The organism is Priestia sp. D51, from assembly GCF_053345675.1.
Genome location: NZ_JBLTIR010000003.1, coordinates 515,294 through 530,137 on the forward strand (window position 1 = coordinate 515,294; position 14,844 = coordinate 530,137).

A 14,844-nucleotide genomic window follows, 5' to 3' on the forward strand; every position below is an offset into this window, starting at 1 on the left:
AAAAGTCACGAGCGTACTATGGATAGAACACCCCCTATGACCGATAGATATAACGAAGTGTGAAAATGAAAGCAGAAGAATACATCAGTGAAAAGGGGAAATGTTATGGGGGCATTACGAAATCTGAGTATCTATCGAAAGCTGCTAGTCATGGTTATAATTTCAACAATTTCACTTATTGCAGTCGCCGTGATTAGCTATTTTTACACACAGCGAATTGCTGACAGCTCGGAGTCTATGTACAATGACCGCCTGCAGCCAATCAGGCAGTTAGGGCAAATTCGTACGAATAACCGAGCGATTGATGCCAATACGCTTGAAATGATTTTATCAAAAGACGAAAACTATCAGCGTAAGCGTCTCGATGAAATTCAAGAAAAAGAAGCTGAAAATAACAAGCTTATCGAACAGTATAAAAAGACATTTTTGCTAGATAGTGAAAAAGAAAAACTGGCTCTATACGAAGAAAATATAGGTAACTTAACACAAGCAAGAAGTGAAGCCATACAGCTTGCTCAAGATGAAAAAGGAGACGAAGCCTATAACGTTTTTTCTAAACAAATCGTCACCCTGCGTACAACCATAAACAACACGTTAGATGATCTTCAAACGATAAACAACGAGGAAGCAAAAAGCATTTACCAAAAAAATAAGCAAAGCGTAAAATCAGCCGTTACCACCCTATTACTCGTTAGCGCATTGGTTATCCTGCTTACGATAGCCGTTGGACTTCTAATTGCACGCATGATTACAAAGCCTTTAAACGATATTAAAAATCTTATGGAAACAGCAAAAGACGGGGATTTTCAAGTGCAAGGCACGTATGAATCTCAAGATGAAATTGGCTTACTTACAGCATCATTTAATAAAATGATTGGCGGATTAAAAGAAATGATTATGTCTGTTGGAAGCATTTCATCAACGGTTGCCGCTTCTTCAGAAGAACTAAGCGCCAGCGCAGAACAAAATAATAGTGCGATTGAACATATTTCAAGCATCACTGAAAAACTAGCCTCAGGATCCAACCATCAAGTGAATCAAATTCAAGAAAGCTCCACCATTATTCGCCGTATTACGAACCAAACGTCAGAAGTTGTTGAAAACGTCGAGCAAATCACTAAGCGAGCACTCGACACGGCTGCGATCTCAAATAGCGGAACAGCGACCGTTGAAACAGCAGCCCAACAAATGAAATCAATCAACGACAATGTCACTGAACTCTCATCTGTTTTTCAAGGTCTTAGCGAACACTCAGCGAAAATTAGTCAAATTAACGATGTCATTACAACCATTGCCGATCAAACGAATCTGCTTGCTTTGAATGCAGCTATTGAAGCCGCAAGAGCAGGAGATCACGGAAAAGGCTTTGCTGTTGTGGCAAGTGAAGTACGAAAACTAGCAGAAGGCTCATCCAACTCAGCAAATCAAATTAAAGATCTAGTTAGCTTAATTCAAAGCGAAACAGCTCGAACGCTGCAGTCGATGACAGCCACAACCAAAGAAGTAAAAGAAGGCCTAGCAGTAGTTGAACAAGCAGGTACGTCATTTATGCAAATTAACGAAGCCGTGCAGCACGTAGTGAATCAAATTCAGCAGATCGGAAGCGCTATTCACAATTTAGCCAAAGATACACATGAAGTCCAGCAGGCGATTCACGAAGTCAACGGTATCGCTGAAGAAGCGGCAGCGGGAGCGCAAAACGTATCAGCTACAACGGAAGAACAGCTTGCCTCCATGGAGGAAATTGCTTCATCGGCAATGGATTTAGCCAATATGTCGGAGGGACTGCAGGAATTGGTTTCGAGGTTTAGAGTTTAAGAGGGTTTAGAAATGGAAAGGTATTGATGGAAGCTTCTATAGTAGCAACAGGCAAGAATAAAAGTAGATGCGTTCATTAAAAATTTAGCAAAAACCAAAATAAAGCTAGTAAGTAAATAATTATTTATATGAAAAAAAGTCTGTTCCTCATATGAGAAACAGACTTTTTTTCGGTTTTATTATCAAGCAAGATATAAAGATATCTTTAATATAATAACATGGATAGATGGGATAAGTCATTAAAATATGGAAAATAAATAAGAAAATATCTTTATTGGATAAATCAAATAATCTTTTTGTTATTCCTAAAAATCTTAAACTGACTGTAAAATAATAGAGTTTTGATCATAGCTTGTCACATTAAGTGACAAGCTATTTGTATATTTATAGATTAATATGCTTATTTTTGTTATTATTTTCAATTTCGTACCGATAGTAAATAAGAGATTTCCGAGGAGGACTATTAAAAACGAAAAAGGAGTAAAAAAATTAATGAAAAAAATAGGAAAAATTTTCTTTGCAGTCATCGTTATGCTTATTGCTTTGAACGTCGTGAACAAAGCAGAAGCAGCTGAAACAGAACCATTAATTTCAGTAAAGCTATCAAACTATCTAGGTAATAAAAGCTCGATTACGATTCAGCCATCAGAAATTTATCGCATTAAAGGTACTAATTTAATCTTAAGCGCTAAAAAAGATTATGAAGTGAAAGTGACATCTAGTGGCATAGCTATTTATAAAGGAACAGAGAAGCTTGCGGAATTTCCTAGCTTTGAAGTAACTCCTTCTACATATGATGCGACATTGAGTATCCAAGGGAGAAAGTACTTAGGTGATGTAGCATTCACAAATGAAAGTCAAAAATACGTTCGCCCCATTAATACATTGCCGATAGAAGACTACCTAAAAGGTGTAGTTCCGGAAGAATCCTTAAAAAATTGGACTTCTTTAAATACATTTAAAGCTCAAGCAGTAGCAGCTCGTTCATATGCGTTAAAGCATTTGAATGATTCAAACCTTACAGATACACAGAGCAGGCAAGTTTACGGAGGAAAACAAGAGTTATCTATTACACCTCTTACTGATCAAGCCGTTGAAGAGACGTTTGGTGAAGCAGTTACGTACAATGGAAGAGTAGTAGAAACCCTTTTTTCTTCAAGTAATGGCGGAATTATTGAGTCCAATTCTAACTACTGGACTAATAGTGCTCCACTACCTTACTTTCAAGTGAAAAACGATCCGTACGATCCTCAAATGCCGTGGAAAAAGGTCGTAAATAAGCAGCAAATTGATTTATCAACAAAAGATTTAGCTGCATCCGATACGTGGTGGAGTCAAACGAACGAAAAAGACTTAAAAATGGCGGATAATATCAAAAACAAAATGAAAGCTAACGGATTAGACACGAAAGACATCAAGATTACTGACATTACAAAAATAGATTTTTATGACCGTGCGTCGGGTCAGCGTGTTACAAAAGGAGATCTAAGCGTTCGTTATATTAAGAAAGATGATGTAGATAAAGACGGTAAAATTCTTATTCACGATTGGGACTATATAGGAGAAAGTGCTAAGACCGTTAAAGACCTCATTGAAGGTTCATCTATGCTAAACCTGTACGTAACTTCGATTGATGAAGATGATACGTCGTTTACTATTCATGGAAAAGGTTTTGGACATGGCGTAGGAATGAGTCAGCAGGGATCGAACGTAATGGCAAATCAAGGGCTGGATTATAAAGAGATTTTAGCATTTTATTATCCAGGTACAGCCCTTACTGAATATTACAGCACAAAAGCAGAACGTTCTTATAAAACAGCTCCGTATGCAGCTGCCTTAAATTCAGTTAATGAAATGGGTACGAAAATAACAGGAAAAGCAGAAGCAAATACACTCGTCTACGTAAAATTTAACTCCACGAGTTCTGCGATTGCTGCCAGAGGGAAAGCGGACAGCGAAGGAAACTTCTCTGTTTCTATTCCAAAACAAGCAGCGGGAACAAAAATATATGTCATTTTAAAAAATGATGTGAATTATAGTCCCTATGCTTCAACTGTAGTAAAAGCAATAGCTGCACCTAAAAATCCGGCCGTAAATGAATTAAAAGAAACAGATACAGCCGTAAAAGGAACAACAGAAGCAAATGCACTTGTGTATGTGAAGTTTGGCTCTACTTCCGGACAGATTGAAGCCAGAGCAAAAGCGGATGCAAAAGGAAACTTTACTGTTGCAATCCCAGCTCAGGCAGCGGGAACAAAAGTATATGTTATTGCCAAAAATGCTGTGAAATACAGCAAGTATACGGGTGTTACTGTTAAAACCTATTCTGCACCAGCCGCACCTGTGATTGATCCAGTTACAGAGTATGATACCGTGTTAACCGGAAAAGCAGAAGCAAATACAGCGGTATATGTAAAATTAGATTCTAGTAAAAATAGCATTGCTTTTAGAGGAAAAACAAATGCAAAAGGAAGCTTTTCGATTTCTATTGCAAAGCAAAATGCAGGAAAGAAAATCTATGTTATTGTAAAAAATGCAGTGAAATACAGTCCGTATACTTCAACTATTGTTAAAGCTCAATCAGCGCCTAAAGCACCTAGTATCTCTGCTGTTACTACAACTTCTACAGCTATTTCCGGAACAGCCGTACCAGGGTCATTAGTTTATGTGAAAGCAGGATCTAGCTCAGCAGCTATTCTAGCTAGAGGCAACACAAATGCTTCAGGCGTATACAATGTGACTATTCCAACTCAGTCAGCAGGTACAAAAATATACGTGGTGATAAAAGCTGATGGATTCTATAGCCCATATGCATGGACTTTGGTGAAATAAGGGAAATTAAGTTTTTTGTTGTGAAAGAAGAAGCATATCTATATTAAAAGAAATAATTCAAAAAACCGTTCACGGGTAAATTGGTGAACGGTTTTTAAACGTTTTTTATTTTCTGGTTTTTAGAAGTTTTATCTAGTGTTCTTATATTTTTAAGAATAAATTCCCGCTACGTTCATTCTATAAAAGAGAGTTTAAACGTTTTTTACAAAAAGATAATCACTTTGTCTGCTACAGTAAGTAGAAATTAGTAAGCTACATACTCCAGTATAAACTTAACTTAAATAGGGGAATTTCGAATGTGTAGGTAAACTTATCATATTGTAAAAAAAGGAAGAGAAGGATAGTATAAGAAAAACGAATATTTTTATCTTTAAAAGAGGCGTAAAGGTAGGTAATAAGCTAAATTAGTTATTAATTATTCTAAGCATCTATTGAAGAGAAGTAATTCTATATAGCTATAATAAAAAGGGGAATGAACTAGTCCTCTTTTTGCTACGTAAGTCGTTGTGTTTCTTTGAAAAGAAAACTTATTTTTCAGATGGGGGGATGATAGAGTGGAATGTCTTTTTATTAAAAATTCTAGGAGATGCCTTTAATGTCAAAGAATAATTGGACTAATGTTTTATTTTTAGCTTCTATTCTATTTATTATTAGGTTAACCATGTTCACGGAAAGTTCGTTAGGAATCGGTGAAGGAAAAGGTGGTATCAATCTTGTGCCATTTTACACAATGAGGGATTTATTATTTCATCATTCATTTGGCGATTTTATCCTAAATAATATAGGAAACATTATTTTGTTTTTACCGTTTGGTTTTTTCTTATCTATGAGATTTAGGAAAATAGATAATTTGCCAAAAAGTTTCCTCGTGGGAATGTTCTTCTCTGTACTCATTGAAATAGTTCAACTATTTATGCCAAATCGGTGGACAGATATTGATGATGTTCTCTTGAACACTTTAGGGACGGGTATAGGATACAGTCTATTTAAGACGCTAAACTACATAAAAGAAGGCTAATAACGGCCTTCTTGTGGTTTGTAAAAGAGATAAAAGATTTAATCCGAAAATTGTAGTCTATCCACATGATTGTTTTTAAAAAAATATATAGTTCTGCGGAGAAAAATATAGGGTTAAGAAAAGAAGCAATCATAAATATATATGTAAAAAAGATCTCTAAATTCTAGAGATCTTTTTGTATCTATAAAGCAAAAATAAAAATAGCGCCCCACCAAATGAATCAATAGCCACATCGATAATTCGCCCGTCACGTCCAATAATAAAAGCTTGATGCAGTTCGTCTAAAAAAGCAAAACAAGCGAGTAAAAACCACGCTTTTATATATCTCCAAGAATTTTTTTTAAAATTCCAGTAAATTAATAGGGCTAATAAGCCGAAGAAAGAGATATGAGCAATTTTACGTAAGATAAACTCTAAATTAAAGCCGTATGTATAAGACGTATAAAATTCACTGCCAGGATGTAACACGGACCAAAGAGTAGCTTTATGATTCCAGACTGAAGCATTGCTCCAAGAGCTTGGATCCGTCACTTGAAGATGCGGCGTGTGGGAAAAATGAGAAATAGCGAGTATCATTGCAACAACACAAATTCTTTTTAGTATCATACAAAAAATTCCTTTTATTTTTAGATTTATCTCCATATCGTAAGAGAAAAGCAGGGGAAATGCAAGAAATATCCTTGAGCACCTTTCTTTACACATAATACATTAAGATATTTTCATATAGAAATATTATGATTTTCTCTACATATGACAGAAGTTCTAACAACTTACTAAATATAGAAAAATATAAGACTATCAACATTTAACGACATAAAAAGGTCCTTTGAAGCGAAAATATTATCTTTTCATTCAAAAACCTTGTTATATCGCAAATTTCGACAAAAAATGTTATCCCTCTTTTCCTGTTTTTGTGATAACATTAATTTTACGATTGTGTCATAAGTTATAGGTCTAATGACTGTTTGAAAAAAACTATAGAAATAATTGAGAATAGATAAGATAAATGAACTATAAAAATCCTCTTGAATCATTTGTGGAGCCCTTAGAAAAACTTGTTGAAATTAAAGACAAGTTTTTAATTTTTATCTAATAAAGGATGAATATTCAAAAATAGTAATATAAAGCACAATATGTATGGTGATGTCTCCTCAGCCACTATCAAAGGAGGCACTCGGCTGCACTGTGGGTAGAAAACTACCTTAGACACGTTTGTTGTCAGGAGTGTGGTGTGAGGCGGGGTTAAATGCCCCTATTAATTTATAAGCATTTACGAATGTGTTGCTGCTGCAGCTTGTTCGTAAGTGCTTACAAAAAGTATATATAAATAGGAAGAAACAAGGAGTGAATGACGATGAAAAAAATTAAAAAAGCTATTATTCCAGCTGCTGGACTCGGCACGCGGTTTTTACCCGCAACGAAAGCAATGCCAAAAGAAATGCTTCCAATCGTTGATAAACCGACTATTCAATATATCGTCGAAGAAGCAGTTCAATCGGGTATTGAAGATATCATCATTGTAACGGGAAAAGGAAAACGCGCGATTGAAGATCATTTTGATTATGCTTCAGAACTTGAAAATAATTTAGTCGAAAAAGAAAAATTCGATATTTTAGAAAAAGTGCGTCAATCTTCAAACGTAGATATTCACTATATTCGTCAAAAAGAACCAAAAGGGTTAGGGCACGCAGTATGGTGTGCTCGTAACTTTATCGGCGATGAACCATTTGCCGTATTGTTAGGCGATGATATTGTTCAAGCGGAAACACCTTGTCTTCGTCAGTTAATGAACGAATATGAACAAACGCTTTCGTCCGTAATAGGCGTGCAAACGGTCCCTGACAACCAAACGCATCGCTATGGCATCGTAGATCCGATTTCAAACGACGGCCGCCGTCACCAAGTGAATACATTTGTAGAAAAACCAGCCGCGGGTACAGCTCCTTCGAATCTAGCAATTATGGGGCGCTACGTCTTCACTCCTGAAATCTTTAAATTTTTAGAAGAACAAGAAGTCGGAGCAGGCGGTGAAATTCAATTAACCGATGCTATTCAAAAGCTAAATGAAATTCAGCGTGTGTTTGCGTATGACTTTGAAGGTAAGCGCTATGATGTAGGAGAGAAGCTAGGATTTATTCAGACAACCATTGAATTTGCTCTTCAGCATACGGATTTAAAAGATGATTTGTTAGAAATTATGAATTGTTTAGTAAAGCAAGAATTGAAAACTAAAATAGCTGTTGAATAATTGAAAAGGGGTGGATTAAGTTGCCAGTAATCGCTGAACCAAAAACTAAAACTGTGGTCCAAGCACCCCCAATTGAGAAAAAAGTTAATCCAAATAATAAACGAGGTTATCTTTTTACTAAAAGGTGTATTGATATTGTTGGATCTGTTGCAGGACTAGTTATATTATTAGTCGTTTTTCTAATCATTGGACTTTTAATAAAAATGGAAGATCCAAAGGGTTCAATTTTTTTCTCGCAAAAAAGGGTAGGTAAAAATGGTAAAGAGTTTAGTATGTATAAGTTTCGTTCCATGGTATCAGATGCAGAAGCAAGACTAGATCAGTTGCTACAAAAAAATGAAACAACAGGTGCAATGTTTAAAATGAGAGATGATCCAAGAGTTACAAAAATCGGGAAATTTATTCGTAAAACAAGCATCGATGAACTTCCACAATTAATTAATGTCCTAAAAGGTGATATGAGTCTAGTTGGACCAAGACCCCCTCTTCCGAGAGAAGTAAAAGAATATACAAATTACCAAATGCAACGCTTACTTGTTACTCCAGGTTGCACAGGTCTTTGGCAGATAAGTGGCAGAAGCGAAATTGGGTTTGAAGAAATGGTAGAGCTAGATATACTGTATATTAAAACACGAAATTGTAAAATGGATATTAAGATAATGTTAAAAACTATTAAAATAATTTTTATAACAGATCAAGGGGCATATTGATTTACATCTTGCATAGGAACAACCTCTTCTAAGGAGAGCGTAAATTATTTATTAGAATAGTCGTTAATGTTAAGAATTTGCTGGTTATTAAAATATTATTAAAATTACTAGAAAAGATGAAAATTATGACACATAAAAAGAGACTACTTGAAAATTTTTCGGCTTTAGCAATTATGCAACTTTTGAATTATGCCCTACCATTTATAACCTTTCCATACTTAGCTCGTGTGTTAGGGCCAACAGAATATGGAGTTTATATCTTTTCACAGGCGTTTATACAATACTTTATATTAATAGTGGATTTTGGATTTGATTTATCTGCCACTAGAGAAGTATCAATTTATCGTGATAGTAAAGAAAAACTTAGTAAAATAGTCAGTTCAATATTAGTAATTAAATTAATACTATTAATTATTTCATTGAGTATTTTAATTTTAGCAATCACTTTTATTCCTCAATTAAGAGAATATTGGTACATCCATATATTAACTTTTGGAATGATAATTGGGAATATGCTATTTTCCATCTTTTTTTACCAGGGTATTGAAAGAATGAAATTCATAACTATATTCAATTCAAGTGTTAAAATTATATTTACTGTATCCATATTTTTCCTAGTTAAAGATTCTGAGGATTTATTTATGGTGCCACTACTTAATTCTGTAGGATATATACTTGTAGGGGCTATATCTTTAGTTACTATGTTGAAGTTATTTCGTATTCAATTACAGAAACCATCTTATGAAGAGATAAAGAATCAATTTGTAAACAGTATCCAGTTCTTTTGGTCCAGAGTTGCTGTCTCTCTTTATACAACTAGTAATACTTTTATAATAGGTATTGTTTTAGGGCCAACAGCGGCAGGTATATTTGGCTCAGCTGATAAAATTTTCAGAGGATTTGTTAGTTTATATAACCCTTTAAATAACGTACTTTATCCGTATGTTGCGTATAGCAAAGATATTAAATTGTATAGAAAGATATTTAGGTTTGCTGTTGCTAGTAATATTATTATTTGCATAATTGGCTTTGTGGCATCGGATTTTATTATTTCTTTAATTTTTGGAATTGGATTTAATGAAAGTGCATATCTGCTGAAAATAATGTTTTTTGCAGCATTATTTATGATGCCTAGTGTTTTAATGGGCTATCCGCTATTAGGTGCCTTAGGTAAGGTTAACTATGTCAATAAAAGCGTTATATATCCATCAATAATCCATATTTTGTTGTTAATAGCCTCGCTTCCTATACTATCAGTAGAAAAAGTTGCTTATTATATTGTCGTTACAGAAATCTTAGTATTTCTTTACAGATGGTTCGGAGTGAAAAAATATAAATTTTTTGATGGAATATAGTCATTATAAAAAAAGGCGGTGGATTTATTTATGAAAAAAGTAATTACATATGGGACGTTCGATTTGTTACATTGGGGACACATCAATCTGTTGAAAAGAGCAAAAGAAATGGGCGATCATTTAACAGTAGCATTATCAACAGACGAATTTAACCAGTTAAAAAATAAAAAATCTTATTATCATTATCAACATAGAAAGACTATTTTAGAAGCGATTCGTTATGTGGATCTCGTAGTTCCTGAAACTCATTGGGAACAAAAAAAGCAGGATATTGAAAAGTACGATATTGATATTTTTGTAATGGGGGACGATTGGCAAGGGAAGTTTGACTTCTTATCGCCTTATTGTGAGGTCACCTACTTACACCGCACTAAAAATATATCAACTTCAATAATAAAAAAAGATTTGAAAAAAGTATAAAAACTTAATCCCATGATTAATTTTTTATACTATAAGCTATATGCTATATATTTGGTTTAATTTTTTATATAAGAGATTTTTAAGAAAATAAACATGAATATAATTTGTGACTTTTTTAGAAAGGGAATAATTACTATGAGTTATTTATATAAAGGTATAAAAAAAATCATTAAACTGTTTATTTATAATATTTCGAAAATAGTACCCAAAAATCAAGATCTATATTTATTTGGATCATGGTTTGGGAATAAATTTGCTGACAATACTAAATATCTATATTTAGAAGCAATGGAATTTAAAAATATAAATGCTATCTGGATTACTAAAAACCCTACTGTATATAAAGAAATGAAACAGGAAGGGTTAAATGTATTATTAAATAACTCATTCAAAGGAATTTGGGCTCAACTAAGATGCAAAGTTTTTTTTACTAGTACAGGTGAATATGATTTGGATGAATTCTTATTAGGTGGAGCTTTACATTTTAATTTATGGCACGGTATACCGATAAAGAAAATAATGTTTGATGATTTAATTAATTTTAATTCTGGGGAGAAACATAATAGAATAGTTGTTTTTCTTGTTAAATTTTTTTCAAGAAGAAAAAATAAACTAAATAGTGTTCTTGCCACTAGTAAAACGATTCAAGGTATTTATGAATCGGCATTTCGTATCCCGAAAGAAAATATACCAATTATGGCACAGCCGAGAAATAACATTTTCTATACAGATAAATATAATAAATATGTAGATATCCCGAATGAATTATTGGAAAGAAAGACTATTTTATATATGCCCACTCATCGGAAAGAAGGAAAAGAAAAACAAGATATAGATAAAATTCTAGATTTAAATGGAGTTAACGAATTTTGTGAAAAATATAATTTTAACTTCATTATCAAGCAACATTATTACCATCACAAAGAGAATGTCGATGTTTCAGAATATAGTAATATAAAAAACTATAACAACATCAATATTGATACTCAAGTATTGTTAAAATACGCCGATATCCTAATTACAGATTATTCTAGTTGTTTCATTGACTACTTATTGTTGAATAGACCTATTATTTTTTATGCTTATGATAAAAAAGATTATGAATTAAGCGATAGAGAATTTTATTTTAATTATAAAGATATTACTCCTGGATTTCATATAGAGAAGAGGAGTGATTTATTAAAGGCTTTATTTGAAATAAAAAAAGCAGATGCATTTGAAGAGGATCGACAAGCAGTAAGAAAGGTATTTTATGATGAGGAAAGTTTGAAGTTGGATAGTGGCCATTTATTTGAGCTTATAAAAAAAAACAAAGTTGTCTCATGATACATTAGGATGGCAATAAATCTATCTATTAGTAGATTAGAAGCTATGTATATACAGTTTAGTGAGGATTATTAATATTCTATAGAATTTAAATTATTAAATTCATTAACTGTCATTTGTTATATAAAAGTCTTAGAGGTAGAGTGATTTTCTTGGAAAATAATATTAATGAAAAAGTTGCAATAATAATCTTGAATTGGAATTCTTATACCGACACCTATGAATGCCTGAAATCTTTAGAAGATATTAAAAAGAAGAATTTTACCGTTTTTTTGGCTGATAATAACTCTCAGGACAATTCCTTTTCAATGCTGCAAAAAGATTACCAGAGGAAGGTATTTAGTATAGACATTGTATTTATTCAGACAGGTGCAAATTTAGGATTTGCAGGAGGAAATAATGTTGCAATCAAAAAAGCATATGAGCAAGGATATGAATATTTCTGGCTTTTAAATAACGATACTATCGTGGAGGCCAATGCACTTGATCCATTAATAAATTATTTGATTAATAACCCAGAAGTTGGAATCACGGGTTCGAAAATTTATTATTATGATACTTCAAAAATATGGTTTGCAGGTGGAAAAGTAGATTTAAGTATGGGAAGAGTTAAACACATTGGGTTAAGAGAAGAAGATAATGGACTGTACGATACTACAAAACAAGTAGATTTTATCAATGGGTGTAGTCTAGCTTTTAAACGCGAAGTTTTGGACAAAGTTGGATATATGAATGAGGATTACTTTTTATACTACGAAGAAACTGATTGGAACACTAGAGTTAGGAAAGCGGGTTTTAAAATTGTGTTTTGCCCCCAATCCGTTATATATCATAAAGTTTCGCTGTCTTCAGGCGGAGAAGATAATCTTTCATCGAAAGTATACTATTATAATTTTAGGAATGCATTTATTTTCGTATTTAGGAATAATCCACAATCTATATTTAAGGCTAGAATGTATTTGATTTATAGGATATTTAAAAAATTAGTAACTTTGACCTTTAAAAAAAACTATGGATGGAAGGATCTTATTATTGTATCCCAGTCTTATCCTGACGCCATAAATTACATGAAAAGGAATAAAATAAATCAAATAAATAAAAATTAGTGTAAGAAGTATGGTGTTAATCTATGAATTATAATAAAGCTTTCAATAGGTATCAAATAAATTGTTTGCTGATTCTTTATATTTCTTCCCTTTTAAGTGGAATGTTTATTTTAAAAAGTTCAGTAACTGTTCGTCCAGAGAATTTGATCAGTCCGATATTCATAATAGGAATGCTTTTTTATGTTATGGCTATTACAGATAGAATAAATGTAAGCAAATTAAGTCTTTTTTATGTTTGTTTTATATGTTTGAATTGGATGGTCTCTGTCTTTTTAAGTCCTGTTTTAATGGATTCTATTAAAGGGCTTCTAACATTAACCCTTTTGATTTTTACTTTTATAACAACTATTTCAACTATATCTTTAGATAATCAATCGTTAGTTAAACTTTCTACTATAGCTTTTCTAGTATTAGGTACAATAGAAGCAGTTTATGGAATAGTTTCCTATGTTGTGTACTTAACAAATGGTACTGATATAGGAGGTTTAATGCATGGACAGCAAGGATTAAGTATATCAGTAAAAGGTACTTTTGAAGAAGCTAACATTTTTGGAGCATTTAATAGTATTGTAATATTGTTGATATTATCCTTGTTAATAAATGGTTATTATAAAAAGAAAAATTGGATATTAATAATCCTTTTAATCATTAATTTTGGAGCAATAATATTAAGTTGGACAAGATCAGCATGGTTAGGAACGTTATTAGGCGTGTTATTTATACTATTAATTAATAAATCACAAATAATTAAGCTTAAGAATTTTCTGCTACTTATCTTTATAGCAGGTTCTATTGTGCTCATTATTAATTATATCAGCCCCATATTTGACAAGCTTAGTGGTAATAATGGTCTGTTCTACACCAAGATTAGCGAAATTTTTGACCCTCAAAGTGATACAGCAGTTTATCGTATGAATGAATTTCAGGTGGCAATCAATCAGTGGTCTCATAGCCCCTTTTTCGGTAACGGTTATTTAAGTATAAAAGCATTTGGGGAAACAAAATGGATATCTAATATCTTTTTGCTACTTTTGGACGATAGTGGAATAATAGGGGCTCTACTATTTTTCTGCCCTTTAGCATGGGTTTTATTCAAAAGTATTAAAGTATCACATTTGGCTAGTAAATTATCTAGTCCACAATATAGTGCATATATCACTGGTTTAACAGCAGGTTTAATTTCCTTGTTGTTTGTGTTTAATTTTACTCCTACACATACATTGCTATTCTTTTGGTGGTATTTAAGTTTGCTTATCTTATTTATTACTAACTATAAAAAAATGATGTTTATACAGGTGGATAACGATGCAAAAAGTTCTAAATAAATTTGTGAAAAAAATAAAAAAGCAAGATTATGAATTAGATAAGGAAATCAAGTTAAAAGATATATTTATTTTGTCTATTAATAAAACAATTTTACTAATTAGAGGAACTATAAGGAAACAAGGATTTAAAATAAGGGGTAAAAATACATTTATAGGAAAAAAAGTCAAGTTGAAATATAAGCACTATATTTCAACTGGGAATGCTGTAACAATCGAAGATTATGTTGAGTTGAATGCATTATCTAAAAATGGAATAAAGTTAGGTGATAATGTGAAAATTGGTTCTCACACCATCATCTCTTGTACTGGAAGTTTGGAAAATATAGGTGTGGGTGTGGATATTGGCGCCAATAGTGGCGTCGGAGATTACTGTTTTTTTGGAGCTGCTGGTGGTATTAAGATAGGCAACCATGTAATTATGGGGCAAAATGTAAGGTTTCACTCTGAAAATCATAAATTTGATCGTATCGACATTCCGATAAAGCAACAAGGAGTTACTAATAAAGGGATAAAGATTGATAATGATTGTTGGATTGGCTCAGGAGTAGTTTTTCTAGATGGTGTCACTATTGGAAGAGGTTGTGTTATAGGGGCAAATACTTTAGTAAATAAGAATATTCCTCCTTATAGCGTAGCGGTAGGAAATCCGGTGAAAATTGTGAAGGATCGGAGAATTTAAAAAAAGG

12 protein-coding genes are annotated in these 14,844 nt (G+C 32.7%); 11 read left to right on the forward strand and 1 reads right to left on the reverse strand.

Annotation, left to right across the window (positions count from 1 at the left end; translation table 11 throughout):
- Positions 1 to 105 precede the first annotated feature (105 nt).
- From ACNHOZ_RS14500 to ACNHOZ_RS14510, 3 genes are all read left to right on the forward strand, one after another.
- Complete coding sequence (locus ACNHOZ_RS14500; RefSeq protein ID WP_447697207.1) at positions 106 to 1,818, forward strand: methyl-accepting chemotaxis protein; 1,713 nt, start codon at positions 106 to 108, stop codon at positions 1,816 to 1,818.
- Positions 1,819 to 2,310: 492 nt separating this feature from the next.
- The gene (locus ACNHOZ_RS14505; protein ID WP_447697208.1) at positions 2,311 to 4,650 is read left to right on the forward strand and encodes a SpoIID/LytB domain-containing protein; all 2,340 of its coding nucleotides are present in this window, start codon (positions 2,311 to 2,313) and stop codon (positions 4,648 to 4,650) included.
- 595 nt (positions 4,651 to 5,245) lie between these two features.
- Entirely contained in the window at positions 5,246 to 5,668 is a 423-nt protein-coding gene (locus ACNHOZ_RS14510) for a VanZ family protein (RefSeq protein WP_165635588.1), read from the forward strand.
- Between the two features lie 156 nt (positions 5,669 to 5,824).
- On the opposite strand, the gene ACNHOZ_RS14515 is transcribed toward ACNHOZ_RS14510, so the two are convergent.
- Positions 5,825 to 6,274 (reverse strand): VanZ family protein, encoded by a 450-nt coding sequence (locus ACNHOZ_RS14515; protein ID WP_447697209.1) that lies wholly within the window; start codon positions 6,272 to 6,274, stop codon positions 5,825 to 5,827.
- A gap of 748 nt (positions 6,275 to 7,022) precedes the next feature.
- Here ACNHOZ_RS14515 and galU point away from each other — a divergent pair.
- The 8 genes from galU to ACNHOZ_RS14555 all read left to right on the forward strand — a co-directional run bounded on the left by galU (position 7,023) and on the right by ACNHOZ_RS14555 (position 14,837).
- A complete protein-coding gene (gene galU / locus ACNHOZ_RS14520) occupies positions 7,023 to 7,916 on the forward strand; it encodes a UTP--glucose-1-phosphate uridylyltransferase GalU (protein WP_447697210.1) in 894 nt (297 codons plus the stop codon).
- 53 nt (positions 7,917 to 7,969) lie between these two features.
- Positions 7,970 to 8,626 (forward strand): sugar transferase, encoded by a 657-nt coding sequence (locus tag ACNHOZ_RS14525; protein ID WP_412762850.1) that lies wholly within the window; start codon positions 7,970 to 7,972, stop codon positions 8,624 to 8,626.
- A 125-nt stretch (positions 8,627 to 8,751) separates the two neighbouring features.
- The gene (locus ACNHOZ_RS14530; RefSeq protein WP_328170525.1) at positions 8,752 to 9,981 is read left to right on the forward strand and encodes an oligosaccharide flippase family protein; all 1,230 of its coding nucleotides are present in this window, start codon (positions 8,752 to 8,754) and stop codon (positions 9,979 to 9,981) included.
- 30 nt (positions 9,982 to 10,011) lie between these two features.
- Positions 10,012 to 10,401 carry a glycerol-3-phosphate cytidylyltransferase gene (gene tagD / locus ACNHOZ_RS14535; RefSeq protein WP_328170524.1) on the forward strand — a complete coding sequence of 130 codons (390 nt, stop codon included), beginning with the start codon at positions 10,012 to 10,014 and terminating at the stop codon, positions 10,399 to 10,401.
- Positions 10,402 to 10,536: 135 nt separating this feature from the next.
- Positions 10,537 to 11,727: a CDP-glycerol glycerophosphotransferase family protein gene (locus ACNHOZ_RS14540; protein ID WP_328170523.1), complete on the forward strand. Its 1,191-nt coding sequence runs from the start codon at positions 10,537 to 10,539 to the stop codon at positions 11,725 to 11,727.
- Between the two features lie 152 nt (positions 11,728 to 11,879).
- On the forward strand, positions 11,880 to 12,833 hold the full coding sequence (locus tag ACNHOZ_RS14545) for a glycosyltransferase family 2 protein (protein ID WP_447697211.1): 954 nt from the start codon (positions 11,880 to 11,882) through the stop codon (positions 12,831 to 12,833).
- A 23-nt stretch (positions 12,834 to 12,856) separates the two neighbouring features.
- Positions 12,857 to 14,158: an O-antigen ligase family protein gene (locus ACNHOZ_RS14550; protein WP_328170521.1), complete on the forward strand. Its 1,302-nt coding sequence runs from the start codon at positions 12,857 to 12,859 to the stop codon at positions 14,156 to 14,158.
- Entirely contained in the window at positions 14,139 to 14,837 is a 699-nt protein-coding gene (locus ACNHOZ_RS14555; protein WP_328170520.1) for an acyltransferase, read from the forward strand. The genes ACNHOZ_RS14550 and ACNHOZ_RS14555 overlap by 20 nt, the downstream gene beginning before the upstream one ends.
- Positions 14,838 to 14,844 lie beyond the last annotated feature (7 nt).

Excerpts from the sequence above, each read along its gene's own strand:
- tagD (WP_328170524.1), top strand. The coding sequence starts at position 10,012 with ATGAAAAAAGTAATTACATATGGGACGTTCGATTTGTTACATTGGGGA.
- ACNHOZ_RS14555 (WP_328170520.1), top strand. The coding sequence starts at position 14,139 with ATGCAAAAAGTTCTAAATAAATTTGTGAAAAAAATAAAAAAGCAAGAT.
- ACNHOZ_RS14500 (WP_447697207.1), top strand. The coding sequence starts at position 106 with ATGGGGGCATTACGAAATCTGAGTATCTATCGAAAGCTGCTAGTCATG.
- ACNHOZ_RS14505 (WP_447697208.1), top strand. The coding sequence starts at position 2,311 with ATGAAAAAAATAGGAAAAATTTTCTTTGCAGTCATCGTTATGCTTATT.
- galU (WP_447697210.1), top strand. The coding sequence starts at position 7,023 with ATGAAAAAAATTAAAAAAGCTATTATTCCAGCTGCTGGACTCGGCACG.
- ACNHOZ_RS14550 (WP_328170521.1), top strand. The coding sequence starts at position 12,857 with ATGAATTATAATAAAGCTTTCAATAGGTATCAAATAAATTGTTTGCTG.
- ACNHOZ_RS14515 (WP_447697209.1), bottom strand. The coding sequence starts at position 6,274 with ATGATACTAAAAAGAATTTGTGTTGTTGCAATGATACTCGCTATTTCT.
- ACNHOZ_RS14530 (WP_328170525.1), top strand. The coding sequence starts at position 8,752 with ATGACACATAAAAAGAGACTACTTGAAAATTTTTCGGCTTTAGCAATT.
- ACNHOZ_RS14510 (WP_165635588.1), top strand. The coding sequence starts at position 5,246 with ATGTCAAAGAATAATTGGACTAATGTTTTATTTTTAGCTTCTATTCTA.
- ACNHOZ_RS14540 (WP_328170523.1), top strand. The coding sequence starts at position 10,537 with ATGAGTTATTTATATAAAGGTATAAAAAAAATCATTAAACTGTTTATT.